The sequence below is a fragment of the Rhizobium sp. CECT 9324 genome (genome assembly GCF_918741265.1).
Lineage (GTDB): Bacteria > Pseudomonadota > Alphaproteobacteria > Rhizobiales > Rhizobiaceae > Allorhizobium.
On record NZ_CAKKMZ010000001.1, the window covers coordinates 582843 to 606079 of the forward strand.

Here is a 23237-nt window from a genome sequence, read left to right on the forward strand (position 1 = left end):
CGCTCAGTCTCCCTCGTCTTCGTAGCCAACCAGATGCAGCGGCCGCGCCTTGATGCCGGCAAGCTCGCACCAGCGGACAAGCGCCTCTTCACGGCCATGCGTGACCCAGACCTGCTGCGGGGCGATATCGGTGATCGTTGCGATCAGTTCCGGCCAGTCGCAATGGTCGGAAATGACCAGCGGCAGTTCGACACCGCGTTGTTTTGCCCGCTGCCGCACCATCATCCATCCGGATGCAAAGATCGACAGCGGATCTTCGAAGCGGCGTGCCCAGCGATCATTGAACGCTGACGGTGGTCCCACGACAATGCTCCCTTTGAAGGCGCCGGATTTCGTGTCTTCGGTGGTTGCCGGCCGAAGAACGCCGAGATCGATGCCCTCGCCGCGGTAATAGTCGCAGAGCCTGGTGAGGGCGCCATGAATATAGATCGGCTTGTCATAGCCGGAACGACGAATGAGCGAAATCACCCGTTGTGCCTTGCCCAGCGCATAGGCGCCGACCAGATGGCTGCGTTCGGGAAACTGGTTCAGCGAGGTGATCAGCTTGAGAATTTCAATCTTCGGATCGGGATGATGAAAGACCGGCAGTCCGAACGTCGCCTCCGTGATGAAGACGTCGCAGGGCACCGGTTCGAAAGCCGCGCAGGTCGGATCGGCGCCGCGCTTGTAGTCACCGGACACGACAATTCTTGTGCCTTGATGCTCGATTTCGATCTGCGCCGAGCCCAGCACATGGCCGGCGGGATGAAAGCACACGGAGACGCCGTTGTGCTGGATCGTCTCGCCGAATTCTGCAGCCTGAGCGCTGTCGCAAAAGTTGTCCCCATAGCGGATGGCCATGATATCCAGTGTCTGACGTGTCGCCAGCACATGGGTGTGTCCGGAGCGGGCATGATCGGAATGTCCGTGGGTCACCAGTGCCCGTCCAACGGGGCGAACCGGATCGACATAGAAGTCGCCGGGCGGGCAATAAAGCCCGTTGGGGGTAGGATGCAGCAGCTGCTCTGGTTTGATCATGCAATCAAGATAGGGCGACAAACTGCGCCTTGCCAGCCGCTCAAGCCACGAAACGCGAGACCGCCAGATAGCCTGTTGCTGAAGCGGTTGCTGTCAGAAACGCCCCCCACGCCATGTCCACGACACTGACCGACAGCGACCAGCCTTTCAAGGTCGAAAGATTGGTCATGTCATAGGTGCCATAGGCCAACAGCCCGAGCAGGGCACCATTGATAATCGCGGTCGAAAGAGTGTTGGCGTTGACGGCGGGCAAAACGGCGAAATAGACGATGCCGGCAATATAGAGGAGATAAAACGCACCTGCTGCGGCAAGGTTGGGGCTCGCCAGCATCAGGTCGCCGATATTCCGACGGTAAAATCCGATGGCAATGCGCGTCAGCCACAGGAAGTCGAGGCCGAAGAACACGACTGCCGTCGACAGATAGGCGACCAGATAGGTCATCTTGTCTTCTCCATGCGACGGCCTGCTACGACCGCGCTTTTTGCTAGATGCCGAGAACAGGCTGCAACAGTCTCAGAAGCCGGCTTTGGAATTTAAGCGGCGCATCCGTGACGGCGAGGCAGATACAGTCTTCCTCCGGCGTCGCCACGGGCTGGTGCGTCAGGCTCTCGTCGGCTTCCTCAAGGTCGCCGCGCTTGAACACACTAGCGCCATCGGTGAAAGCGCCTTTTAGCACCAGCGTCAGTTCACGACCGCCGTGCGAGTGCTCCGGAACAGGCTTGCCCGCAGGGATCTTCAACAGGCGTACTTGTGTCTGGCCATCCGCAGTCTTTATCGGGATATGATATGCGCCCCGCCCGAGGGCCTTCCATTTCAGGAGCCCGACGTCGCCGCCGAGATAAGATCGAAGCGGTTCCGGCAGAATGGGGGTATCGGTTTGTTCGGGCACAGTCTTGAGTTCGGATTTTTTCACAGGCCTGGACGCTGAAATCTTCGCTTTCATCTCGTCCCAGCTGCTCGACGCCATGTCGTCCGTGGTCTCGGGCATCGCCAGTTCCAGCAGTTCGCCACCAGCATGCTCCATGAAGGAAAGCCGGCTACGACAGCTTGGGCAAAGGGCCAGATGCGTTGCGACCGCAAGGCTCCAGCCTTCCGCCAATTCTCCTGTGGCATAGGCGAGCAACAATTCGTCGCTGACGTGATGTTGGACCTGGAGCGTCATGCGCGTTGCTCCAGAGCTGCTCGCAACTTTGCAAAAGCAAGGCGAATACGGGATTTGACCGTGCCCATCGGCAAGCCGAGTTCGGCGGCGATGGCACTGTGCGAGGCTTCTTTGTAAAATGACATCTTCAGGAGTTCAAGTTGCTCGGGAGGGAGTGTTTCCATGGCGCGGCGGAGGCGATCTGCTTCCTGGCGCCCTTCATATTCGACGTCTGCAGCAGGCACATCATCCGGCACGAAGGCTGGATCGGTAGGGTCAAAAGTGGGCCGGCGTTCCTTGCGAAAGGCATCGATTCGTTGATTGCGCGCAATCGTGAAGATCCAGCTCGAAACATTGCCCCTCAGGGGGTCGAATTGCGCGGCCTTGTTCCAGACGGCAAGCATGGTTTCTTGCATCAGTTCCTCGGCCATCTGTCCGTCGCGGGCAAGCTTGGCCATGTAGGCTTTTATCTTCGGGCTGTAATGCTTGAAAATCTGTTCGAACGCTTCGACGTCCCGGTCCCGGCCGACGGCGGCCAGAAGCTTTGAAAAATTACGCTGCGCAATATCGTCTGCAGAATCGGACATAGAAACGCTTGTCTTCCCCTTGTGGGGCTGTGCCACGGCAAGCTGCCGCACCAAGAGCCGGGGGCCATTCTGGCATGCATCTGCCGATATGGGAATCGTGTTGACCATCATGGCAGCCATTACGGCGACCTTGCGTTGCTGGATCACCGTTGAGATTTTATTCCGCCGCGAACAATCCGTTCCCGAAACCGAACCGTAGTGATGACCAGACAAAAGCTGCGGTATTCGAATAAAGGGCAGGTGATGGACACGGATATTTCTAGGACTGTTGTCAGCGGCAAGCGCAGGATTGCGGTCATCGGATCTGGAATCTCTGGTCTATCTTCAGCTTGGCTTTTATCCAAAAGCGCAGACGTTGTGCTCTATGAGACCGAAGCCCGACCCGGCGGCCATTCCAATACGGTGATTGCACCGGCCGATGGCAGGAATATTCCGGTTGACACGGGCTTCATCGTTTACAACGACCGGAACTACCCGAATCTGGTCAAGCTGTTCGAGCATTTGAAGGTGCCGACCTTAGCATCGAACATGTCGTTTTCTGCGTCGATTGCGGGTGGAAAATTCGAATATTCCGGCTCTGGCTTGTTCGGCCTTCTGGGCCAGCGCACGAATCTCTTCAGTCCCCGTTTCTGGAAAATGGTCTCGGACATCAGGCGCTTTTACCGCGAGGCACCCGGCTTGCTGGGCCGCCCGGAACTTGAGAGTGTCAGTCTTGGCGAGTACCTGAAGTCCGCCGGCTACGGCGCGTCCTTCATCGAAGATCATCTTCTGCCGATGGGTGCTGCCATCTGGTCGACCACGGCGCATGACATGCAACTCTATCCGTTGCATGCCTTTATCCGCTTTTTCGATAATCATGGTCTCTTGTCTCTGACCGATCGACCGCGCTGGCGCACCGTGGATGGTGGAAGTCGAGAATATGTGATGCGCATCCTCGCCGATTTCCCGGGCGAGTTGCGGCTGTCGACACCGGTGGCGCATGTTCGCCGTAGCGGCTCCGGCGTGGAAGTCGTCGATATACGCGGCCACATAGATCAGTTTGACGATATTGTCATGGCAACGCATGCCAATCAGAGCCTCGACCTCCTGCAGGATGCAGACAGTGTTGAACGCCGTGTGCTTGAATCCTTTCAATACACCCCGAACCTTGCCGTACTGCATTCGGACGAGCGCCTGATGCCAAGCCGAAAATCGGTATGGTCGAGCTGGAACTACATCGCCGATGGTCACGATGCCGGCAGCAAAGCACCCTGTGTGACCTACTGGATGAACAAGTTGCAGTCGCTGGATGCCGGCTGTCCACTGTTCGTCACCCTCAATCCGTGCCGCAAGATCGATCCGGCGAAGATCGTGCAGACATTCAACTACGAACATCCGCTGTTCGATACTGCGGCCATTCGTGCGCAACGCGAGCTCTGGCAGTTGCAGGGTCGCCGCAATACATGGTTCTGCGGAGCCTATTTTGGCAGCGGCTTTCATGAAGACGGGCTCCAGGCCGGGCTGGCCGTGGCTGAAGCGCTGGGTGGCGTTCGCCGACCGTGGAGCGTTGCCAACGAATCCGGCCGCATCGTGCTTGGCCATCAACTTGAGGCGGCGGAATGAGCCTGACATCCGCCATTTATGCCGGCCATGTACTGCATGTTCGGCACCGACCCAAACAGCACAGGCTGCGCTATAGCGTATTCTCGCTTCTGGTCGATCTGGATGAATTGCCTTTGCTCGACAGGTCACTGCGACTGTTTGCCCACAACCGTCGGGCTGTTTATTCGGTGCATGACGAAGATCACGGCGATGGTATTGTGGGCGGCCTGCGCGAGTGGGTCGAGCGGCAACTGGCTGCAGCGGGCATTGATCGACAGGGCATGAAAATCCACATGCTCTGCTATCCTCGCATACTGGGTTATGTGTTCAATCCGCTCACAGTCTATTTCTGCTACCGCGAAGCCGGTGACCTCGCCGCGGTTCTTTACGAAGTCAGCAACACCTTCAAAGAGCGTCATACATACGTGATCCCGGTCGCAGCAGGTGGCAAAATCTTGCGTCATCAATGCGCCAAGGAAATGTATGTCTCGCCGTTCATTCCCATGAACTGCCAGTACAGTTTCAGCATCCAGCCGCCGTCGGACGATGTCGTGATCAACATCGGAGAAACGGACGCCGACGGGTTGCTGCTTTTCGCGGGCTTTTCCGGGCGACGCCGGGTCTTGTCGGATGCAAGCTTGTTGCACATGTTAGTAACCTTCCCCTTGATGACCCTGAAGGTGATGGGTGGGATCCACTGGGAAGCGCTAAGGCTGTGGCTGAAAGGGACCCCGATTTACCGCCACAAACCCGCAGCGAAGCCGATCGCAACGACAATCGTTCTGCAGAATGGGATAGAAAAGTCATGAGCCATGCAGAGCAGGAAATGCAAAATGTGATCCATGCGCGTTCCATCTGGCAGCGTGTCCTGTGCGGCTGGGCCGACCGGATATCGGTGGGGCGCTTGACGTTGCAGTTTGACGGCGGCGCTGCTCACACCGCTGTCGGTCGCGAAGTGGGACCGAGCGCGGTCCTTCATATTCGCAACTCCAAAGCCGCATTTCGCATTCTCACCGGGGGAACGCTCGGCTTTGCGCAGTCGGTCATGGAGGGTGACCTTGATAGTCCCGATATCGGCGCCGTCCTCGAACTTGCGCTCGCTAATGAAGCGAGCCTGAAGAAAGTTCTCAATCCGTCGACCATTTTCGGAAGGCTGGCGCACTTGCGCCATAGACTGCGGCGCAACTCCAAGCAGGGCAGCCGTCGAAATATCGCCTTCCACTACGATCTCGGCAATGCATTCTATGGCCTGTGGCTGGATCGGACGATGACCTACTCATCGGCCTTGTATGCCCCCAGCAGCCTCTCGCTGGCTGAAGCACAGGAAGAGAAATACGCCCGCATTGTGCGCGAACTTGGCATCGGTCCAGACGACCATGTTTTGGAGATCGGCTGCGGTTGGGGAGGTTTTGCCGAATTTGCCGTGCGGGCCACCGGCTGTCGCGTCACCGGTTTGACGCTTTCCGTCGAGCAGGCTCGTTTTGCCGAGCACAGATTGCAGAAGGCCGGCATCGCCGACCGCGTCGATATCCGCCTGGAGGATTATCGCGATTGCAAGGGCGAGTTCGACAAGGTCGTGTCCATTGAGATGTTCGAGGCCGTGGGCGAGGAAAACTGGCCGGTCTATTTCAGGGCTGTTCACGAACGACTTGCGTCGGGTGGCAAGGCCCTCATCCAGACGATCACCATCGACGAGCAGCGCTTCGAGGCCTACCGGCGCAATGCCGACTTCATTCAGACCTACATCTTCCCGGGCGGCATGCTGCCCTCCGTTTCCCGGTTCGTTGGCGACGCGCAGGAGACGGGGTTGCTGGTGTCGGACTGCTTCCGTTTCGGCAAGGATTATGACCGGACGCTTCTCGCCTGGGATGCGGCGTTTACGGCCAACTGGCAGAAGATCGAACCGCTGGGGTTTGATCGCCGCTTCTACCGTATGTGGCGACTGTACCTGCACTACTGCGCAGTCGGATTCCGCACCGGCCGCATCGATGTTGCGCAATTCAAGCTGGAAAAGCCCCGCGGATAGATGAGGCCTGCGTGTGCCATCAGAGACCGGAAGGACGCAGCATCCGGCGGGTGATGGCGAAACGCAGTTTATGCGGCAGCGCATGCAGCAGCCGAACAGCAATAGCCATTTTCCACGGAAAGATGATCTCGAAACGACCCGTGTTCAGGCCGTCGGCTATGCTGTCGGCCGCTTCTTCGGCCGAGACGAGGAAGGGCATGGGAAAATCGTTCTTCTGCGTCAGAGGTGTATCGACGAAGCCCGGGTTGACGATAGTCAGCTTCACGCCATGGGCGGCGAGTTCAGGATAAAGCGCTTCGCACATCGCATTCAGCGCCGCCTTGGTAGCGCCGTAGCTTGCTGCGCCCGGCAGGCCGACATAGCCGGACACTGACGCGACAACCGCAATATGTCCCCGTTTGCGCGCGATCATGCGTGGCATGATCGCTTCGAGGCATTGGGCGGTTCCCATCACGTTCAAGTCAAACATTTGGCGGGTTCGATCGCTGTCAAAGCCAGCCGCATAGTCTCGGGTATAGGAGCCGGCGGCGAAGACGCAGAGATCGATTGGACCCAATGACGCTTCGATCGTCTCCGTGACGGCCTGCACCGCCGCCTTGTCGGTGACGTCGAGTGGAAACGGCCTGATGTGTTGCGGCGCAGCTGTGGCAAGATCGGCCAATGCGTCAGTACCCCGTGCACTCACGGCGACGGTATAGCCGTCACGCACAAGCCTATGGACGAGTGAACGGCCGATGCCGGAGCTGGAACCGGTAACCCATGCGATCTTGGTCATGGCATCCTCTTGGTTTGTCATGCAACCAATACGCCGTAACCTCGCTTCCGGTTCAGCTTTGCCAGTTGTCCAAGAGCTGCAAGCCGCCCTTCAGCAGCGTCTTTGCTTCCTCAAAAGAGGGTGCTTCGACATAACATCGCATCTCGGGTGCGTTGCCGGAGGGGCGGAAGTGAACGACAGAGCCATCGTCAAGTGTGATGCGCAGGCCATCAATGTCGCTGACGGTTTTCACGCCACCGAGAGGCGCAAGGAAACGTGTCATGTTGTCGGTGGATTGGCGCAGATGCGCCATCAAGGCACTGCTGCGTTCGACGGCGAAATTCTCCAGCCGGTCGCTGAGCGCCATCGGCATGCGGTACGCATTGGCAAGCGCTGAGAGTGATTGCCCGGTCTGTCTGGCCGTCGCCAACACGGCAAGTGCCGGCAGGAAACTGTCGCGCGTCGGCAAAGACTTCAGCACAGCCGTTCCCGTATCGAAATCCGAACCGAGCATCAGGCCGCCATTGGCTTCGAAGCCGAGAACCCCTGTCTGACCGGCGGCGAGGGCTTCATTCATCGCGGCGATGACAAATGGTGAGCCGACACGCGTGCGAACAACGGTAAAATGTCCGTCTGCCTCAAGTCCGGAATTGGAGGTCACCGGTGTTGCGACAAGCGAGGCCCGCAGGAAGCGTGCTGAAATCAGGCCGAGCAGATCGCCGCGCAGCGGCGTTCCACGCTCGTCCGACACCAGTGGGCGGTCTCCGTCGCCATCTGTTGAAACAATCGTGTCGAGCGCCAGTTCGTCCGTCCACCCGGCAAGCAATGCGACTGTCTCTTCCGACACGGCCTCGGTATCAACCGGAATGAATTGTTCGGAGCGGCCAAGCGGGAATACCGTTGCCCCGAAATGCTCGAATACCTTGACCATCATGTCGCGGGCGACGGTGCTATGCTGGTAGATGCCGACGCGCATGCCGGCGAGCGCTTGCTCGGGCAGCGTCGCGAAATTGCGTGCCAGGAACAGATCTGTCGCCTCCGCCTCATGGTTGGCGCCCGAGCCCCTTTCAACGCGATTGGCTTCAGCGTCATCTTCAAGGCTCGCAGCCAATGCCACGATCGTCTGTTCGTCCTGCTTGTCGATCTCGCCGTCCGGTCGATAGAACTTGATGCCGTTGCGGTCGGCGGGAATATGCGAGCCTGTAATCATGATGCCGCCAGCTTGGATGGCAGCACCGTAAAGCGCCAGCGCCGGTGTTGGGATTGTTCCGCAATCGATCGGGGTCAGTCCCGCGCGGGTGAGTGCGGCCATGACCGTTGCCGCAATTTCAGGGCTGGATTGGCGGAAATCACGCGCAACGACGACACAGCCGCCAGCGCTGACAAGGTTGCCTTCCAGCAGAAATCGGGCAAAGGCCGTCGCGTACAGTGCCGATACACTTCCGACTAGGTCGGAGGAAAGCCCGCGCAGCCCGCTTGTTCCGAATTTTACTGCCATAAGGTTCTCCTGTTCGTCAGACGCTTTGACCACAGGATATAGAGCCCGCTGGTCACAGGCTCAAGCAAACGTATGATTTTTGGATAAGGAAGCCCAGAAATGGAAAGAGCCTGGCGCGGGAGGAGGATGCGCCAGGCTCTTAAACTTGATCGGCAATTGGGAGGAGGAGGAGTTGCCGATCCAATCGGGCGGCACTGGGAGGAGGAGTGCGCCGCTTCGATGGTTTGTTTATACGAGCTTGAGTTTGGCCTGCCAATCCTTGTTGGTGCAATGCAGCAGTGTGAAAAATGCATAGCTATCACTGCGCCAGATCCACCTGAATGTATTTCTCTGCGAGTGAGGTTCATATCGACACAAAAAGTCTTCGAAAAACAGCTCATTGCATCAGCGAAGTCATGCAACTGAACATGTGTTGGACTGAGACCGGAGAACCTATGCAAAACACGGATAGCTGTAGCTGTTGCAAAAAACTCAGGCGCGGACTTGCTTCAGAAATGCCCGAACTCCGGGCTTTTGCTCAGCGCCTACTCTGCATGCGAGGTACACGGTGGTGGGTTGGGGTAGTGCCAGCATGCGCTTTGGGATATAGCCAGCGGACCGGATTTTGACAGGAGATAGGCATGGCATCGACGATCCGCTTTCACGAAGGCGACATTTCCGCAGCCGATGCCGTACGCTACACCGGCGCGATCGCGATCGATACGGAAACGTTGGGACTTGTCCCACGACGGGATCGCCTGTGTGTTGTGCAATTGTCCCCCGGTGACGGCAGTGCCGACATCATTCGCATTGCCGCGGGTCAGAAGCATGCGCCCAATCTCGTGGCGATGCTGGCAGATCCCGCCCGCCAGAAGATCTTCCACTATGGCCGCTTTGATATCGCCGTTCTCTTCCACACGTTTGGGGTGACAACCACGACTGTTTTCTGCACCAAGATTGCGTCCCGCTTGAGCCGAACCTACACGGATCGCCACGGTCTGAAGGACAATCTGAAGGAAATGCTCGAGATCGACATTTCCAAGGTTCAGCAGTCGTCGGACTGGGCCGCCCAGACACTGAGCAAGGCTCAGCTTGAATATGCGGCATCCGATGTCCTGCATCTGCACGCCTTGCGCGACCGACTGATGGAACGTTTGGTTCGCGATGGCCGCATGGAGCACGCCGGGGCCTGTTTCGAATTCCTGCCCACACGAGCCAAGCTCGATCTGCTGGGCTGGGATGAAACCGACATCTTTGCCCATAGCTGAGATCCTGTATTGCAGGAACTATCGCCGCTGCTCTTGCATCCGGCTGCGCTTTCGCCGCACCGGCCACGCCCGGCAGTGAAAAAACACGGGTGAATTCTTGTCCCCAACAGATCCTCCCGCCAAGCTTTTCTTAACCGCCGTAACCCATCATGGCTGCAAAGAATCGGAGGGACAGGGTTGGCTTTCGCGCTGATCATGTCTCCATAACGCGGTGAATTTCTGCGGACATGACGGAAGCATCCTATAGCCTGCTTGAGACGGTATCGCGTGATATGACAATGTTTCGGGATGATCCCGATGAACGGCTTCAGTCCTCTTTTCCCGCTGGGGATAATGACGACGACCTGCCGCGCGATGAGGACCCTTCGGCGTCTTTGCCGAGCTACGCGCCGGCAAACTGGCTCGACGCTTTCACCGCTGACGAGCGCAGCCACACCGGCAAGATTGCACCGAGAATTGCGTCGCCCTCCGACGAGGCAGGGCTTTATCAGATGCACATGAAGGCGATCGACTGATCAGCGCGATGGAGTCGCTTCGGCAGCTCTCTTGCGGACATCGTCAAACATCCAGTCGCGCAGAAGCGCGCCATTCTCCCAGACCGGCTGCAGAATGTTGTCCCGGCGTCCAAGCTCGGTGAGCGGGACGCTGACGATATCCGTACCCTCCGTGATGACGGCCAGCCGCCCTGCCATTGGTGGTTTCTCCTGAGGATTGGTTGGCCGTCGGCCGATGTCGCGCCAGACACCCTTGTCATCGTGAAGTGCACTCGCTCGCATGGTGAATGACAGCGTGTCACGGTTGATCTTGTGCAGGAGCGCCGAACCCATGCCAAAGGAAATGTTTTCTGCCGAAAACCCCATGCCTTCCAGCCGACCAAGGATCATCTGGATGTCCTGCAGCGATATGCCGTCCGACTGAACAACCCGGACATTCGCGTCCAGCACCTTGAAGCCCTTGCTGTTCAGTCGGGTGCCGTAAGCGTAGGCCAGCTGTGCAACGACTTGGACTGGCGTTTCGATCGGATCGCCGCTGTCGGGTCGCACGACCAGGGTTGCTCCTGCGGCCCGAACCTTGGTTTGCAGCTGTTTGCCCCAGATCTCCGCGACAGCATTGTTGAGATCATAGCTGTCGGAAACGACGGAATAGGCGCCGAATTTTGCAAATGTCTCGATCATGTTTGCAAATGCATCCGCTTCGCGGGTCTGCCCCCAGGCGGTGATGGTACTGTGTTCCGAGGCGGGTATCGATTTGCCGGCCATTTTTGCGCCGTAGTAGCGCCGAGCATGCAGGATACCTGGCAGCGAATCGGTGCTGTCGAAATGAACCAGGTGGGCTGCCCCCCCCAATGCCGCCTGTTCCAGGCTGGACGTCCCGCGCGCGCCATAGTCGCTGATGCGGTTTCGCGCCAGGCCGTCGATATCGTCGGCCGTGCGATCGAGGTAGGGCTGGATGGCCAGTCGCAAGCGCCAGGCTGTGGTTGCCACCGTCGATGGATACCAGACCGCGCGCAGCAGGGCAGGCTCGATATGAGTGACGAGCCAGGGAACCTGCATATCCGTATTGACGACTTGCACGACCGGCACGCCGCGACGGATGGCGATGCCTTCGGGCAAGGCCTCGATGCGCAGCGGCAGGTATCCGCCATGGGCATTGAGGATGTGTGTCCAGCCTGCCCGGTCGAACGGTTGTCCATGCAGGCCGGCGACCTCTTCAGCCTCATCGATGTCGGCAGCGGTGATTGCTTTCGACAGATACTCCTTCAGGAACATCTGTAGCCCGAAAAACATCACCTCCGGCCTGAAGGAATTGCCGCGAGTGGTGATGTAGGCACTGATGGCCCTGGTATCCGCCGGATACTGCAGGAAGTGCCCGAGCTTGTAGCTGTCCGTGTTCAAGATCGTATTGAGTGTCATGCTTGGCGCCCATCCGGATATCAGCCCGACAATACCGCATCGCCGAACGTGAATCACGCGTCACAGAGATGTATGCGAGCACCGGTGGAGCGGCAAGGATGGCCTTGGTTTTTATGGTTAGCGCTTTGTTAACCGTTTCTCGCCAATACTGCCCGTTGATACTCTGGCAGACCCTTATTGTATGCCCCCGTGCCGGTCACGGCCGCATGGAGACTGTGGACCGCATGAGCGGCCTGAGACTTTGCCCTTGTTGTTTCACCCGCACCGAGAGAGTTTGCAATGCTTCCTCCTGTGAGCACTGCGTCAAACGCCTATCCGGCATATCAGGATGCGCGCGTGCCCAGCGACAGTGCGGGCGCGACGGCCGCACTCGGTGCGAATACCGCAGCGAAAACGCCCGGCGCGCTTGAGCAAAACAATGAAATTGCCGGTCGGCTCAACCTTCTGCTTCTGACGGGTCAGGAGCGCATGGCGCAAAATCTCACGGTCCTGGTCGATCTGCTGGGCAGCGCATTGAAGATGGAGCGTTTGCCCAACGAGCCACTCAGTGGCTATGCGGCGCGCTTGATCGAGGCGCTAACGGATCTGACGCCCCGCGAACGCGTCGCTTTGCAACGGCAACTGATGCAGGCATTCGCAGGTCTTCAATTGCGGACGCTGATAGAGGCTTTCCGCAATCCCGTTGGCCCGGAAGCGGCAACATTGTCGATCTATCTTGAGCTTTACCGCCAGAAGGATCGCGATCTTGCGACCCGGTCTGTCGTGACATCCTACAGGCAAAATTCTGCAGAGGGCCGGGTACCCTTGGACGTCTTGCCAAAATCTTCCGGGAGCGAGGCGACGACAGCCCCCAGGACGCCGCCCGGTGTGTCGCTGAGCGATAGCGGCACCCATGCTGCAGGTTCGATTGCAGTGGACAAGCGTCCGGCTGGACCGTCGGTCGAAACGAGGAATTTTGCACAGTTGGGGACGGCCACGCCGGCCCCCGAAGAGATGGTGGAAATCTCTCGGCAGCCCCCTCCTGCCATTATCGCTGCGGAAGACCTTCAGACGGTCAGAAACCGGTTGCGCAATCTCGAAATTGTCCCTCACGTACTGCAGGCGCAGCTGGATGAGACCTTCGCCGGAGCGAAAATGATCTCGGCGGTGAACGAGGGGCAGATTGCCGTCCCGCCTGAACAAGCGGCGAGCGATCTTTCTTGGGCAGATGCCAATGACGAGCAAGGCAATGCCACTCGGCTACAGACTGCCTTTCGGCAAGCGACAAGCGCGCAAGAGGCAGGGCTGTCGGGGACTGACCCGATCGAGCCAAACGCAAACATGTCCCGATCGCCATTGGTGGTAACTTCGGCAGGCGCCAACGGGCAGCCGCCAGCAATGTTTCCGCCGATTCCGGCGACGTCCCTGATCGATGTGGTAGAAACCGATCTCGCGCGCGTCTTGCTCAATCTGCAAGTCGAGGAGGCGAGCCGTGACGGCGCGGCGACCGACATTGTCCAGATCCATGGCGAGGCTGAGGATTTGGCGCCAGCAAGGCCGGATCGTGGCTTGGCGCCCTTTGCGCCCGAACCGGAGGCGTTAACCCTCGCTTTGGCGCAACGCGGTCGTAGCGGAGGGTTCGAGGAACAAGTCGCCTACGCAATGTTCACGGCGCCGACCGATGCGCCGGTTGCCCTTCAGGCAATCGGCTTACGTGACGTCATCCCCGTTCCTTTCGTCAACTATCTGATTGTCGACGCGTTCGATCCGGATCTCGGCGAGGTCGAAGAACGCCGGCACGCCGAAGACGAGGAAGAACCAGGCGACGAAGGCCTGTCCGATGACGGTGCCGCCAGCGACGACCCGAACGAACAGGCGCAGGAACAGTTGCCCGAAGACCATGCAGGGCAAGAGGCGAACTTGCTCACTCTCCAGGAAACGGCACCCGTTTTCATCTTGGAAGATCTCAGCGCCGATCACATCATCTCAGAGCCTGCGGGGCAAGATGATCCCGCCCATGACCTCTATCTGCGGATGTCGGGGTTGATTTGAACCCGGCAGACCGACTGAGCGACGCGAAAACGTCCGCATGCAACAAAAAACCCGCCGGACGCTGTCGTCCGGCGGGTTTTCCTATTCAGCAAAACCGCAACGATTAGTCGTTGGTGCGGTTCTTCAGGGCTGCGCCCAGGATGTCGCCAAGCGATGCGCCAGAGTCGGACGAACCGAACTGAGCAACCGCTTCCTTCTCTTCTGCGATCTCGAGAGCCTTGATCGACAGCATGACCTTGCGATCCTTCTTGGAGAAGTTCGTGACGCGAGCGTCAAAAACCTGGCCAACGGAGAAACGCTCAGGACGCTGGTCGTCACGGTCGCGAGCAAGATCGGCACGACGGATGAACGACACGATGTCTTCGTGAGCAACGAGCTTCACTTCGACGCCACCGTCATTGATCGCGATGACTTCGCAAGAAACAACGGCGTTCTTGCGCAGATCGCCCGAGGTTGCTGCTTCGCCAACCGCATCACGGCCGAGCTGCTTGATGCCGAGCGAGATGCGTTCCTTCTCGACGTCAACGTCGAGAACGACGGCCTTGACCACGTCACCCTTGTTGAACTCCTCGATGACCTGTTCGCCCGGACGGTTCCAGTCGAGGTCGGAGAGGTGAACCATGCCGTCAACGTCGCCTTCGAGGCCGATGAACAGGCCGAATTCGGTCTTGTTCTTGACTTCGCCTTCGACTTCAGTGCCGGCCGGATGGCTGAAGGCAAATGCCTGCCACGGGTTCTCGAGGGTCTGCTTGAGACCGAGCGAGATACGGCGCTTCGACGGATCGACTTCGAGAACGACGACGTCGACGTCCTGCGTGGTCGAAAGGATCTTGCCGGGATGAACGTTCTTCTTCGTCCAGGACATTTCCGAGATGTGGATCAGGCCTTCGATGCCCGGCTCCAGCTCGACGAATGCACCGTAGTCGGTGATGTTGGTCACGGTACCGGAGATCTTCTTGCCAACCGGATACTTGGCAGCGATGCCATCCCACGGATCCGACTCGAGCTGTTTCATGCCGAGCGAGATGCGGTGGGTTTCCTGGTTGATACGGATGATCTGAACCTTGACCGACTGGCCGATGGACAGGATTTCCGAAGGATGGTTGACGCGGCGCCATGCCATGTCGGTGACGTGCAGCAGGCCGTCGATGCCGCCGAGGTCAACGAACGCACCGTAATCGGTGATGTTCTTGACGACGCCGTCAACAACCTGGCCTTCTTCGAGGTTCTGAACGATTTCAGAACGCTGCTCGGCGCGGCTTTCTTCGAGAACCGTACGACGCGATACAACGATGTTGCCGCGACGCTTGTCCATCTTGAGGATTTCGAAGGGCTGCGGGTTGTGCATCAGCGGGGTGACGTCGCGGATCGGACGGATGTCGACCTGCGAACGCGGAAGGAAGGCAACTGCGCCGTCGAGGTCAACCGTGAAGCCGCCCTTGACCTGGTTGAAGATAACGCCTTCAACGCGCTCGCCAGCTTCGAACTTGGCTTCCAGCTTGATCCAGCTTTCTTCGCGACGAGCCTTCTCGCGCGACAGAACAGCTTCGCCGAGAGCGTTTTCGATGCGCTCGACGTAAACTTCGACTTCGTCGCCGACCTTCAGCGTGCCGTCCTTGGCGCGTGCACCGAATTCCTTCAGCGCGATGCGGCCTTCGACCTTGAGGCCGACGTCAACGATAGCGACGTCCTTTTCGATGGCCGTGATGATGCCCTTGGCAACATAGCCTTCGGCCAGATCGGTCTTGGCAAAGGATTCCTCGAGGAGGGCAGCAAAGTCCTCGCGCGACGGGGTAGAAACAGACATGAAATCTCCTAGTCGCATCCATTTCGGATGCGGGCTGCGCCGGTGGTTCGTGTTGGTCGGGGCCAATTCCTTCGTCCGCTCTAAAGAGCTGTCCGGCGCGGGGACGGTGGGATTGGCCAACTGAAAAGGAAAACGGCCAGGCCGGTCCCGGATCAGTTCATGCTTTATTCAAGGCAGCGTCAATCAAGTCCTTCGCTGCCCGAAACGCCGCCTCTATACTCATTTCCGAGGTATCTAGCAAGTGCGCGTCTTCGGCTGGCTTCAACGGGCTGTCGGCGCGGCCCATGTCGCGCTCGTCCCGCCGCTTCACATCCTCGAAAATAGCCTCGAAATCGGCAGCCCGGCCTTTGCCGACAATCTCGTCGAAGCGGCGCTTTGCCCGAACTTCCGGCGACGCCGTGACATAGAGCTTTACCGGCGCCTGCGGGCAGACCACGGTGCCGATGTCGCGACCGTCGAGCACGGTTCCAGGTTCCCTGATCGAAAATGCACGCTGTGCGTCGACTAGTGCACGGCGCACCGATGGCATTACGGCGATCTTGGAGGCCGCTTCGCCGATCTCGTGCGCCGAGAGAATGTCGCGGTCCAGACCGGCAAGTTCGACGGTCCCGGCGATCTTGGCTGCAATACCTTCATCATCGAGCGGCAGGCCGGCATCCAATAGCGCCCTGGCTGTTGCCCGGTAGGTGAGGCCCGTATCGAGATGATGGAAGCCGTAGGCCTCTGCAATGCGGCGCGACAACGTTCCCTTGCCGGCAGCAGCGGGTCCATCAATGGCGATGATCATCGGCGTCCTCGTTCTGAAGAAGAAAAATCTGCGTTCCTGATAGCGATCCCGGCCATGAAAGCCAAGCATGTCGGCAGGTCTTGCGAAAGCCGAACCGGGCACGCCAGGCGACGTTCTCGCCGGCCTAACTGGCGGCCCAGCCCACCGCCATCCGGTCTTGATGCAGTTTGCCTTTGACAGACCGAAGCGCAACGATTAAGGGGACCGACTACAGTTTGGCCGGCTTTCCGCCGGGCGCTTGGCGCATTCCCTTATTCTTCACGACTTCATGAGGCTTTGACAGTGGCGAAGGCAGAACTTGGAACAAAACGCACTTGCCCTGATACCGGCAAGAAATTCTACGATCTGAACAAGGATCCGATCGTATCGCCCTATACGGGCAAATCCTGGCCGCTCTCCTATTTCGAGGAGACTTCGGTTGCAGCCATCATGGAGAAGGCTGAAGAAGAGGAAGTCGCGGAAGTCGATACCGAGAATACGGATGTCGAACTGGTTTCGCTCGAGGATGCAGATGATGCAGCCGGCGGCGATGACATTCCGGACCTCGGCGACGATGACGTCGAAATCGACGGCGACGACGACGACACCTTCCTCGAAGCCGATGAAGACGATGACGACGACGACATGACCGGCATCATCGGCGTCTCCGGCGACGACGACGAAGTCTGATATTTCAATATTTTCGGACCCGGAGACGAAAAGTTTCCCGGGTCCGAAATTTTAGGCTTGCTATCTTCGGAAACCGAACGTATTAAGCCGCCACCCCGACGGAAGCGCTGCTTCACGGGGTTCCCGGAACCGGCATCGCCGGACCCTTGATGGGGCTATAGCTCAGCTGGGAGAGCGCTTGCATGGCATGCAAGAGGTCAGCGGTTCGATCCCGCTTAGCTCCACCAATTTTCCCGAAACTGAAAATATCGCAATTTTATCAGACGACTAGACCGAACTCCGGACCTCGTCTCAGACCAATTCAGACCAATCATTCAGACCAACTTTGGAATTGATTGCCGTCTGAACGCTTCGACCCGGTTTCCGCATCAGAGCGGGCGACATTGATAAACGGCCGCTTCGACACAACTGCTTGAGAAAATTGTGCGCCACGTGCAACTTGTGGCACTGACGATTCTAACGAAGCGGAGTGCGAGATGGGGGAAGACGAGCAACTGGTCTTTATCAGCTATACGTCGGGCGACCGCGATCGTGTTGAGCCCATAGCTGACGCCCTTATCGCATCTGGCGTGGACGCGTGGATGGACAAGAAGCGATTGAAGGCAGGGCAGAACTGGGATTTCGAAATTCGCAGAGCGCTTGATAAGGCTGCAGTTTTGGTCGTCTTCATTTCAGACAAGTCCGTAACTAAACGAGGCTATGTCCAACGTGAAATCCGCTTGGCATTGGAGAAGGCAGAGGAAAAGCTGGTAGACGACATCTACCTTATTCCAGTCCTCCTCGATGAGAATGTCACCGTCCCCGATTTGATCAAAGACCTTCAGTTCATCCGATATAACGATGAAGCATTTCAGGAGCATCTGCTGGATGCCGTTAGGCATCAGCTCGAACGCCTTGGGCTCGCAATCGAGGTGGCACAGAATGAGGCTGAGATAAGCTGGCAGTTCTACAGTCATCGCGAGTTCCGCGACGGCATCCCAGGATGTGAAGCCGATTTCAGACTGCCGCGCTTGAGTTCAACAAAACACCCAATGGTCTCCCAAATCGGAGACATCGTGCGCGGTGAATTGTTTCTGGAATTGGCGGACTTGCGGTATCAAACGCTTCTGCCCGATCCTGAAGAGTTCAATTTTGGTCAAGATAAGTATAGACGCACCCACACCCTCGACGCGTCTCCGCAGACGCCTAAAGTTAAAGGACGCATACTGTCGTTGGCATATTGGTTGCATAGCTACTATGCTAGGGCGGCGCATCCCAATCACGGCGTCAGTACGTATTGCTTTCTTGTGGACCCGCTCTGCTATATTCGCAGCTTAGAGATGATCTTTGCGGATGCAACGGTTGCTTTGGATGCTATTCGAAGTGAGGTTCGGTCGCATCTGGTTACGATACAGGGGGAAGACGGGGATGAACACGTAGATCGAGACTGGATCGAACGTGGAACTGAAACGTGGGATGATTTCCGGGCGTTCACTTTCGAAGAAAAAGGAATTAAGCTTCATTTCCCACCATATCAAGTTGCACCGTATGCAGCTGGTCCGCAAACCGCGCTAGTTGGGTACGAAAAGATTGCAGCTTTCGTCTCCCCAGTATTCAAATCGGCGCTGGACATTGAATATGTTGGGCTAGGTGAGGGCACCTTCTCAACGCCTATAGAACTCGGGGAGACTGGAGTTTGATCGATGTCGCGTCGGCGTAGCATTTCGTGGGGCACGATAGCATTAACCGCGTCTGGCTGGATTGTGTCTGTCTTCTTAGGGTTGTTGGAGCTACCTGCAAAAATTAACTCCTTCACGAGCGAAGCACCCAAAGCGAAAGAAAGCGTCGCCGACTGGTTATTGCTTGACCAAGATTACACCGGGATGTGGACAAGCAGCTTGGAGGGCTGGGTGGACGCAACCGATCAGGAGCTCAACTCGTCCACGGATTCCGGCGGCCCAGTATCGCTTCGGATGCGAGTATATAATGGAAGAGTTGAGGGAGAGATCGAGAGCACCGGGTTGTCTGAGATCTACGTGTATTCCGCCATTCTCATAGAGGGGGAGAAACGGGACAACGGTATCGATCTGCTGGCATATGATTACGTGGGCGGTAAAAAAACGAACCTCGCGCTGATGCGTTTGACTTTGAATGACGAGGACGAGCGCCTTCCGTTGCACCTTGAGACGATCAAACAAGGTGGACCGTTTTTTCCGGAACGAGCCCGCCTTTACCGGGCCAGTGCCGACGTTTCTGAAGCGATAAAAGGAAGCTTGAACATGGAGCTCATGCGGCAGGTTATTGAAAAAGGACGAGCAGAGGCACGGCCTGAAAAACGAGAATAGAGGCCCCGCCGAGTTTCCCCGGCGAAGCCATCAGCAAACCCTCATCTCTCCGGTCGACCCTCGATCAGGGCCCCAAGCGCCGCCGTGATCGGCACCCAGTTTCCGAGCGGCATGAACGCCCGGATGCCCGCCCGGATATCCCGCTGCGTCACGTCCTCGTCGTCCCACAACGCCCCGCTCACGCCACGAGAGAAAGCCATTGCGCTGTCGATCTGGCCCACCGCAGGGGACCCGATGAACGTCTCGGTAGCCGAGCCGGAGGCGCGAGCCTGCCCGAACTGAGGACCCATCGGCGTCGCCATGAGCAGGCTATCGAGGAACATCGGGAGCACCGAAGCGGTCGCCGAGCGGGCCCATCCGTTCTTTAGGAGATTGCCGGGCTGCATGGCCTCCTCCCAATACGTTTCCCATCCCTCCTCGGTAACCGCCGTACCTGAGTGGCGAACCGCGTAGGTTGCCGCTCCCGCTGCGATCTCCCCAAGCATCAGGACCCACATTTTGGGATCGTTCACGGCCCCGTGGTTGAGCGTCCAGAGGGTGGACTTGGCCCACGCTCCGAACACGAAAGACCGGAACTGGACGAACAGCGAGAAGACCGGGCGGCTCATCCACTTCGATAAAGCACCGAAATCGTTCTGCTGGACGAGGCGGTCGGTATAGCCGGTAAGGAAGACGCGGTATTTGCTCAACGTCTCCGCGTCCCACTTCATCGTGTTGATGCCGACGATCTTCTTCCCGTCGAACTCCGAGTGCTCCAGAATGTTGGCGAACAGCTTCCGGGCGTCATCCTCGCCAAGGCCAATCGAGGCGAGCCGCTGGCGGTCCCGTTCCTTGATCTTGGAGAAGTCGAACTGCCCCTCCGTGCGGGCCTTGCGAGCCATGTCCGCGACCTGTTGCGTGATTGCCTTCATCGCCCACCGCTGCTGATAGTCGCTGATCTGGCGCATGAACGAGACGTTGGCCGTGAGGCGCTGTCCCGCATCGAGCACGTTATCAACCACCTGAGTGAACCGCCCGCCCGTCTCCGCGCCGAGACGTTCATCGTCCAAACGGAGGTCGTAGCGGTTCCAAAGGTTCTCCATGCCGATGCCCGTCATGTCGCCAAGTTCGTTGAGGAGTTTGTCCTTCGAGAGCTTGCCGGTTGCCACGGCGCGAGACATATCCCGGATCGCCGGCATCTGGCTCATGGCCGAGCGGAACCCCGTCAGTGACACGATCTTCCACGTTTCCTGAACCTGATTGAGGCCCATGTTCGACATGAGGCGGATGAACTGCGCGGCCTTGATCCGCCTCACCCATTGGGCCGATGCCTTCTCGGAACCGTAGATCGGATGGCCGTTGATCTTAGCCCACCCGAAGTCGATGTTTTCGAGGGCATTCTTGAGTTCCGCTTCCTTCTCGGAGCGAGTGCCAGGCATTAGCCTGTAGCTCTCCTTGAGGGACTGCTTGAGCTTGTCGAGGTCGCTGCTGGAGCGGATGCCGTCCACGATCAGGTCCCCGTTGTCCGGGTTGAAGATCTTCGTCTTGGCGAACTCCAGTCGGCCCGACATGGACCGGGAGTAGCGGCGGAACAGAAGCTCGGCGTCCTGCTCGAACAGGTCCCGAGGACGTAGCTCGACACGGGAGCCGTCCCGCATCTGGACCGATGCCTTGTAGTTATGGTCCATCAGCGTTCGGCGCTTGAGGCGGGGAATGCCGCCCGATGCGTCCCCTTCGGTCTTCTTGGTGGCGTCCATCATCCCGGATAGGAGGTCGAACACCTCGGCAAGCTCCGTGTCGGACAGGATGTTTCGATCCTCTAGCCCCTCATGGAACGACTTAATGAACCCGTCTCGGTCCTCCAAGTGGAGAGCCTTCGACATGCTGTCCTCGATCCCGAAGCCCGCCTTTCGGATATTCGACCAGTAGCCCCGGCCCATGCGAGCCGCGAGGTCGTCCGAAATATGCGAGGCGTGGGCGCGAATGGCGTCCTTGAAGAACTTCTCCATCACCTCTTGGTGGACGAGCTGGTCCACGCGAGCGATGACGTTGTGGTCCGCCACGAGGGGCACATAGTTGGCATCCGGTCCACCCTTCCACATTCCAGCGTCCGCCATCTCCGTGGCGAAGTCAGCCATCCCCTTGCGGAATGCCGAAGCGGCAGCGACGACATGGGGGCGGGTGTCGGGGCTCGGGTTGCTGTCCCAAATGTAGTCGTTGACGGCCCGGTTGAACTCCAACTCCTTCTGCGCCCGGCCTGCGATATTCAGGCGAGAAAGCCCGGCCTCCTTGATGTAGGCGTTCTTGGCCGGGAGGTATGCCGAGTTGAAGTTGCCCTCGAACTTGCGATGAGTGGCCCGGAACCGGGAGTTCACGCTGTCCGGGACAACCGAGTGGTCGGTGAAGCCCGCCGTCTCCTCAAACAAGTTGGCACCGATCAGGCGCGTCATCGGGTTCTTTGCGGTCGTCATCTGGCCCGTCACGTCGCCCTTTCGGAACCACCCGCCGAAGCCCACGGGGACACTTTCGTCCGCCATCTCAATCGACGCGCCGCGATCCAAGCCGATGAGGCTATCCCGCATTTCGGGGTTCCTCGCCGCGCCGCCCGAGCCGGATAGGGAGATAGAGGCGGACGGTTCGGCGTCAGCCGGAGGAGCCACCCCGCGCCGGATTGAGGCCGCTGCATCATAGGCCGCATGGCCCTCGAACGATGCCCCGCGTGTGTTGACAAGAGCGCCACCGAAGGCACCGAACAGGGCCCCCGCTGCGCCCGCCATGACGGGATCGGCATAGGGGTTATCCGTGATCGCTTCGGAGCCAACGTCGAGAGCAGCGTTCATCGCCGCGCCGGAGACTGCCCCGTAGAGCGCTCGGCCAACACGTCCGCCGCCAACTAGGGCTGCGCCCATGCCACCGGAGGCCACGCCGATGCCCAACGAAACGGGATCGATCGCGCCTGCCACGAGACCCTGTGAAACGTTCGCAACGGTGCCCGACTGGCTCATGCGGGCCTGACGCACCATGTCCTTCTGGACCCACTCTTCACGGCGGCGAAGATTGAAATCGCTATCCGAGGAGAGGAGGAAGTCGTGATACTGGGGGGCGTAAGACTTCTGGAGGTGCTTGCCCCGGTCGTCGCCAATGGTGAAGCTCGGGTCCATCCCGCTCTCCTCCATCCATCGCGACAAGTGCGACGTGATGCCGAAGCTTTGGTAGTTCGCCCCAACGCCCTCAACGAACCCGTAAGGCTGCGGATCGGGGTTGGCGTTCTGCTCCACGTAAGTCTGCGGAGTGGGTGCGCTGATCACGTCGTTCGGGCTGGTCGTGATTTCCGGGAGGTCCTGCCCGGTGTCATCGCCGTAGTAGCTGTATTCGGTCGGCGTGAACTCTCCGTTCAGGAGCGCCATCGCCTTCTGCTTGTGGCTCCCCATCTGGTATTGAACCTTGTCCCGAACGGTGCCCGGAGCGCCGCCAGCACCCGCATCGCTGCGGCCATAATACTTCTCCCCGATGCCCCCGGCGTTGATTGCCGAATACATTTCGAGAAGGCCCATTCCGGGGGAGAAGCCAGCGTCCACGAGGTAGTCGGCGGAGGCGCGAACCGCGTCCTCAATCTCCATGTCCTTGTGGTAGCCGTACTTCTCGCGCTGCGGGTCGCCCATCTGGATCAATCCACGGTGCGTCCCCCACTTGGTCGTCGGGCCCTTTTTCCAAGGGTCGAAGGTGCCCCCGGTCTCGTAGGACATGACGGTCGCGAGGTCAGCGGGATTGGCTCCGATCCTTGCGGCTTCTGTTTTGATTGCTTCCGCTAGGCGGGTTGTCATTCAGTTCTCCAAAAAGAAAGAGCCCCGTCGCGATGACGAGGCCTGTTGAGG

General features: G+C 58.7%; 19 protein-coding genes and 1 tRNA gene. 10 read left to right on the forward strand and 10 right to left on the reverse strand.

Features of this window, described 5'->3' with window-relative positions:
- Window positions 1–3: 3 nt before the first annotated feature.
- From LQ231_RS02680 to LQ231_RS02695, 4 genes are read right to left on the reverse strand one after another with little or no spacing between them, the layout of a single operon-like run.
- The gene (locus LQ231_RS02680) at window positions 4–1017 is read right to left on the reverse strand and encodes a ligase-associated DNA damage response exonuclease (RefSeq protein ID WP_230170186.1); all 1014 of its coding nucleotides are present in this window, start codon (window positions 1015–1017) and stop codon (window positions 4–6) included.
- Between the two features lie 40 nt (window positions 1018–1057).
- Entirely contained in the window at window positions 1058–1459 is a 402-nt protein-coding gene (locus LQ231_RS02685) for a DUF2177 family protein (protein ID WP_230170187.1), read from the reverse strand.
- Window positions 1460–1502: 43 nt separating this feature from the next.
- Window positions 1503–2180, reverse strand: coding sequence for a ChrR family anti-sigma-E factor (locus LQ231_RS02690; protein ID WP_113143969.1), 678 nt, complete (start codon window positions 2178–2180; stop codon window positions 1503–1505).
- Window positions 2177–2866: a sigma-70 family RNA polymerase sigma factor gene (locus LQ231_RS02695; protein WP_230173229.1), complete on the reverse strand. Its 690-nt coding sequence runs from the start codon at window positions 2864–2866 to the stop codon at window positions 2177–2179. The genes LQ231_RS02690 and LQ231_RS02695 overlap by 4 nt, the downstream gene beginning before the upstream one ends.
- A 123-nt stretch (window positions 2867–2989) precedes the next feature.
- Between LQ231_RS02695 and LQ231_RS02700 the strand changes: the two genes are divergently transcribed.
- The 3 genes from LQ231_RS02700 to LQ231_RS02710 are packed head-to-tail and all read left to right on the forward strand — an operon-like array spanning window position 2990 to window position 6353.
- Window positions 2990–4348: an FAD-dependent oxidoreductase gene (locus LQ231_RS02700; protein ID WP_230170188.1), complete on the forward strand. Its 1359-nt coding sequence runs from the start codon at window positions 2990–2992 to the stop codon at window positions 4346–4348.
- Window positions 4345–5136, forward strand: a complete 792-nt coding sequence (locus tag LQ231_RS02705; protein WP_230170189.1) for a DUF1365 domain-containing protein — start codon at window positions 4345–4347, stop codon at window positions 5134–5136. The genes LQ231_RS02700 and LQ231_RS02705 overlap by 4 nt, the downstream gene beginning before the upstream one ends.
- Complete coding sequence (locus LQ231_RS02710) at window positions 5133–6353, forward strand: cyclopropane-fatty-acyl-phospholipid synthase family protein (protein WP_230170190.1); 1221 nt, start codon at window positions 5133–5135, stop codon at window positions 6351–6353. Before LQ231_RS02705 ends, LQ231_RS02710 begins: the two co-directional genes overlap by 4 nt.
- 19 nt (window positions 6354–6372) lie before the next feature.
- Here the strand turns inward: LQ231_RS02710 and LQ231_RS02715 are convergent, their stop codons facing one another.
- Together LQ231_RS02715 and LQ231_RS02720 are read right to left on the reverse strand one after the other, a co-directional pair.
- Window positions 6373–7128, reverse strand: coding sequence for an SDR family NAD(P)-dependent oxidoreductase (locus LQ231_RS02715; RefSeq protein WP_230170191.1), 756 nt, complete (start codon window positions 7126–7128; stop codon window positions 6373–6375).
- 52 nt (window positions 7129–7180) lie between these two features.
- Complete coding sequence (locus LQ231_RS02720) at window positions 7181–8605, reverse strand: phosphomannomutase (RefSeq protein ID WP_230170192.1); 1425 nt, start codon at window positions 8603–8605, stop codon at window positions 7181–7183.
- A 620-nt stretch (window positions 8606–9225) separates the two neighbouring features.
- Here LQ231_RS02720 and LQ231_RS02725 point away from each other — a divergent pair.
- Window positions 9226–9852 (forward strand): ribonuclease D, encoded by a 627-nt coding sequence (locus tag LQ231_RS02725; RefSeq protein ID WP_230170193.1) that lies wholly within the window; start codon window positions 9226–9228, stop codon window positions 9850–9852.
- 227 nt (window positions 9853–10079) lie between these two features.
- Entirely contained in the window at window positions 10080–10367 is a 288-nt protein-coding gene (locus LQ231_RS02730) for a hypothetical protein (RefSeq protein ID WP_230170194.1), read from the forward strand.
- Here LQ231_RS02730 and LQ231_RS02735 read toward each other — a convergent pair whose 3' ends face one another.
- Window positions 10368–11765: a nicotinate phosphoribosyltransferase gene (locus LQ231_RS02735; protein WP_230170195.1), complete on the reverse strand. Its 1398-nt coding sequence runs from the start codon at window positions 11763–11765 to the stop codon at window positions 10368–10370.
- A 336-nt stretch (window positions 11766–12101) separates the two neighbouring features.
- Between LQ231_RS02735 and LQ231_RS02740 the strand changes: the two genes are divergently transcribed.
- On the forward strand, window positions 12102–13796 hold the full coding sequence (locus tag LQ231_RS02740; RefSeq protein WP_230170196.1) for a hypothetical protein: 1695 nt from the start codon (window positions 12102–12104) through the stop codon (window positions 13794–13796).
- 103 nt (window positions 13797–13899) lie between these two features.
- On the opposite strand, the gene rpsA is transcribed toward LQ231_RS02740, so the two are convergent.
- Together rpsA and cmk are read right to left on the reverse strand one after the other, a co-directional pair.
- Window positions 13900–15603: a 30S ribosomal protein S1 gene (gene rpsA, locus LQ231_RS02745; protein WP_230170197.1), complete on the reverse strand. Its 1704-nt coding sequence runs from the start codon at window positions 15601–15603 to the stop codon at window positions 13900–13902.
- A 157-nt stretch (window positions 15604–15760) separates the two neighbouring features.
- Complete coding sequence (gene cmk, locus LQ231_RS02750; RefSeq protein ID WP_113144086.1) at window positions 15761–16390, reverse strand: (d)CMP kinase; 630 nt, start codon at window positions 16388–16390, stop codon at window positions 15761–15763.
- A 282-nt stretch (window positions 16391–16672) separates the two neighbouring features.
- Between cmk and LQ231_RS02755 the strand changes: the two genes are divergently transcribed.
- The 4 genes from LQ231_RS02755 to LQ231_RS02770 all read left to right on the forward strand — a co-directional run bounded on the left by LQ231_RS02755 (window position 16673) and on the right by LQ231_RS02770 (window position 19383).
- Complete coding sequence (locus LQ231_RS02755; RefSeq protein WP_113143981.1) at window positions 16673–17059, forward strand: TIGR02300 family protein; 387 nt, start codon at window positions 16673–16675, stop codon at window positions 17057–17059.
- Window positions 17060–17210: 151 nt separating this feature from the next.
- Window positions 17211–17286 (forward strand) — tRNA-Ala (locus tag LQ231_RS02760).
- Between the two features lie 249 nt (window positions 17287–17535).
- Complete coding sequence (locus tag LQ231_RS02765; RefSeq protein ID WP_230170198.1) at window positions 17536–18738, forward strand: TIR domain-containing protein; 1203 nt, start codon at window positions 17536–17538, stop codon at window positions 18736–18738.
- Window positions 18739–18741: 3 nt separating this feature from the next.
- A complete protein-coding gene (locus LQ231_RS02770; RefSeq protein ID WP_230170199.1) occupies window positions 18742–19383 on the forward strand; it encodes a hypothetical protein in 642 nt (213 codons plus the stop codon).
- A 41-nt stretch (window positions 19384–19424) separates the two neighbouring features.
- On the opposite strand, the gene LQ231_RS02775 is transcribed toward LQ231_RS02770, so the two are convergent.
- A complete protein-coding gene (locus LQ231_RS02775) occupies window positions 19425–23186 on the reverse strand; it encodes a hypothetical protein (RefSeq protein WP_230170200.1) in 3762 nt (1253 codons plus the stop codon).
- Window positions 23187–23237 lie beyond the last annotated feature (51 nt).

What these genes read in the sequence shown, in the direction of transcription:
- LQ231_RS02680 (WP_230170186.1), bottom strand. Translation starts at nt 1,017, where the DNA reads ATGATCAAACCAGAGCAGCTGCTGCATCCTACCCCCAACGGGCTTTAT.
- LQ231_RS02685 (WP_230170187.1), bottom strand. Translation starts at nt 1,459, where the DNA reads ATGACCTATCTGGTCGCCTATCTGTCGACGGCAGTCGTGTTCTTCGGC.
- LQ231_RS02690 (WP_113143969.1), bottom strand. Translation starts at nt 2,180, where the DNA reads ATGACGCTCCAGGTCCAACATCACGTCAGCGACGAATTGTTGCTCGCC.
- LQ231_RS02695 (WP_230173229.1), bottom strand. Translation starts at nt 2,866, where the DNA reads ATGGCTGCCATGATGGTCAACACGATTCCCATATCGGCAGATGCATGC.
- LQ231_RS02700 (WP_230170188.1), top strand. Translation starts at nt 2,990, where the DNA reads ATGGACACGGATATTTCTAGGACTGTTGTCAGCGGCAAGCGCAGGATT.
- LQ231_RS02705 (WP_230170189.1), top strand. Translation starts at nt 4,345, where the DNA reads ATGAGCCTGACATCCGCCATTTATGCCGGCCATGTACTGCATGTTCGG.
- LQ231_RS02710 (WP_230170190.1), top strand. Translation starts at nt 5,133, where the DNA reads ATGAGCCATGCAGAGCAGGAAATGCAAAATGTGATCCATGCGCGTTCC.
- LQ231_RS02715 (WP_230170191.1), bottom strand. Translation starts at nt 7,128, where the DNA reads ATGACCAAGATCGCATGGGTTACCGGTTCCAGCTCCGGCATCGGCCGT.
- LQ231_RS02720 (WP_230170192.1), bottom strand. Translation starts at nt 8,605, where the DNA reads ATGGCAGTAAAATTCGGAACAAGCGGGCTGCGCGGGCTTTCCTCCGAC.
- LQ231_RS02725 (WP_230170193.1), top strand. Translation starts at nt 9,226, where the DNA reads ATGGCATCGACGATCCGCTTTCACGAAGGCGACATTTCCGCAGCCGAT.
- LQ231_RS02730 (WP_230170194.1), top strand. Translation starts at nt 10,080, where the DNA reads ATGACGGAAGCATCCTATAGCCTGCTTGAGACGGTATCGCGTGATATG.
- LQ231_RS02735 (WP_230170195.1), bottom strand. Translation starts at nt 11,765, where the DNA reads ATGACACTCAATACGATCTTGAACACGGACAGCTACAAGCTCGGGCAC.
- rpsA (WP_230170197.1), bottom strand. Translation starts at nt 15,603, where the DNA reads ATGTCTGTTTCTACCCCGTCGCGCGAGGACTTTGCTGCCCTCCTCGAG.
- cmk (WP_113144086.1), bottom strand. Translation starts at nt 16,390, where the DNA reads ATGATCATCGCCATTGATGGACCCGCTGCTGCCGGCAAGGGAACGTTG.
- LQ231_RS02765 (WP_230170198.1), top strand. Translation starts at nt 17,536, where the DNA reads ATGGGGGAAGACGAGCAACTGGTCTTTATCAGCTATACGTCGGGCGAC.
- LQ231_RS02770 (WP_230170199.1), top strand. Translation starts at nt 18,742, where the DNA reads ATGTCGCGTCGGCGTAGCATTTCGTGGGGCACGATAGCATTAACCGCG.
- LQ231_RS02775 (WP_230170200.1), bottom strand. Translation starts at nt 23,186, where the DNA reads ATGACAACCCGCCTAGCGGAAGCAATCAAAACAGAAGCCGCAAGGATC.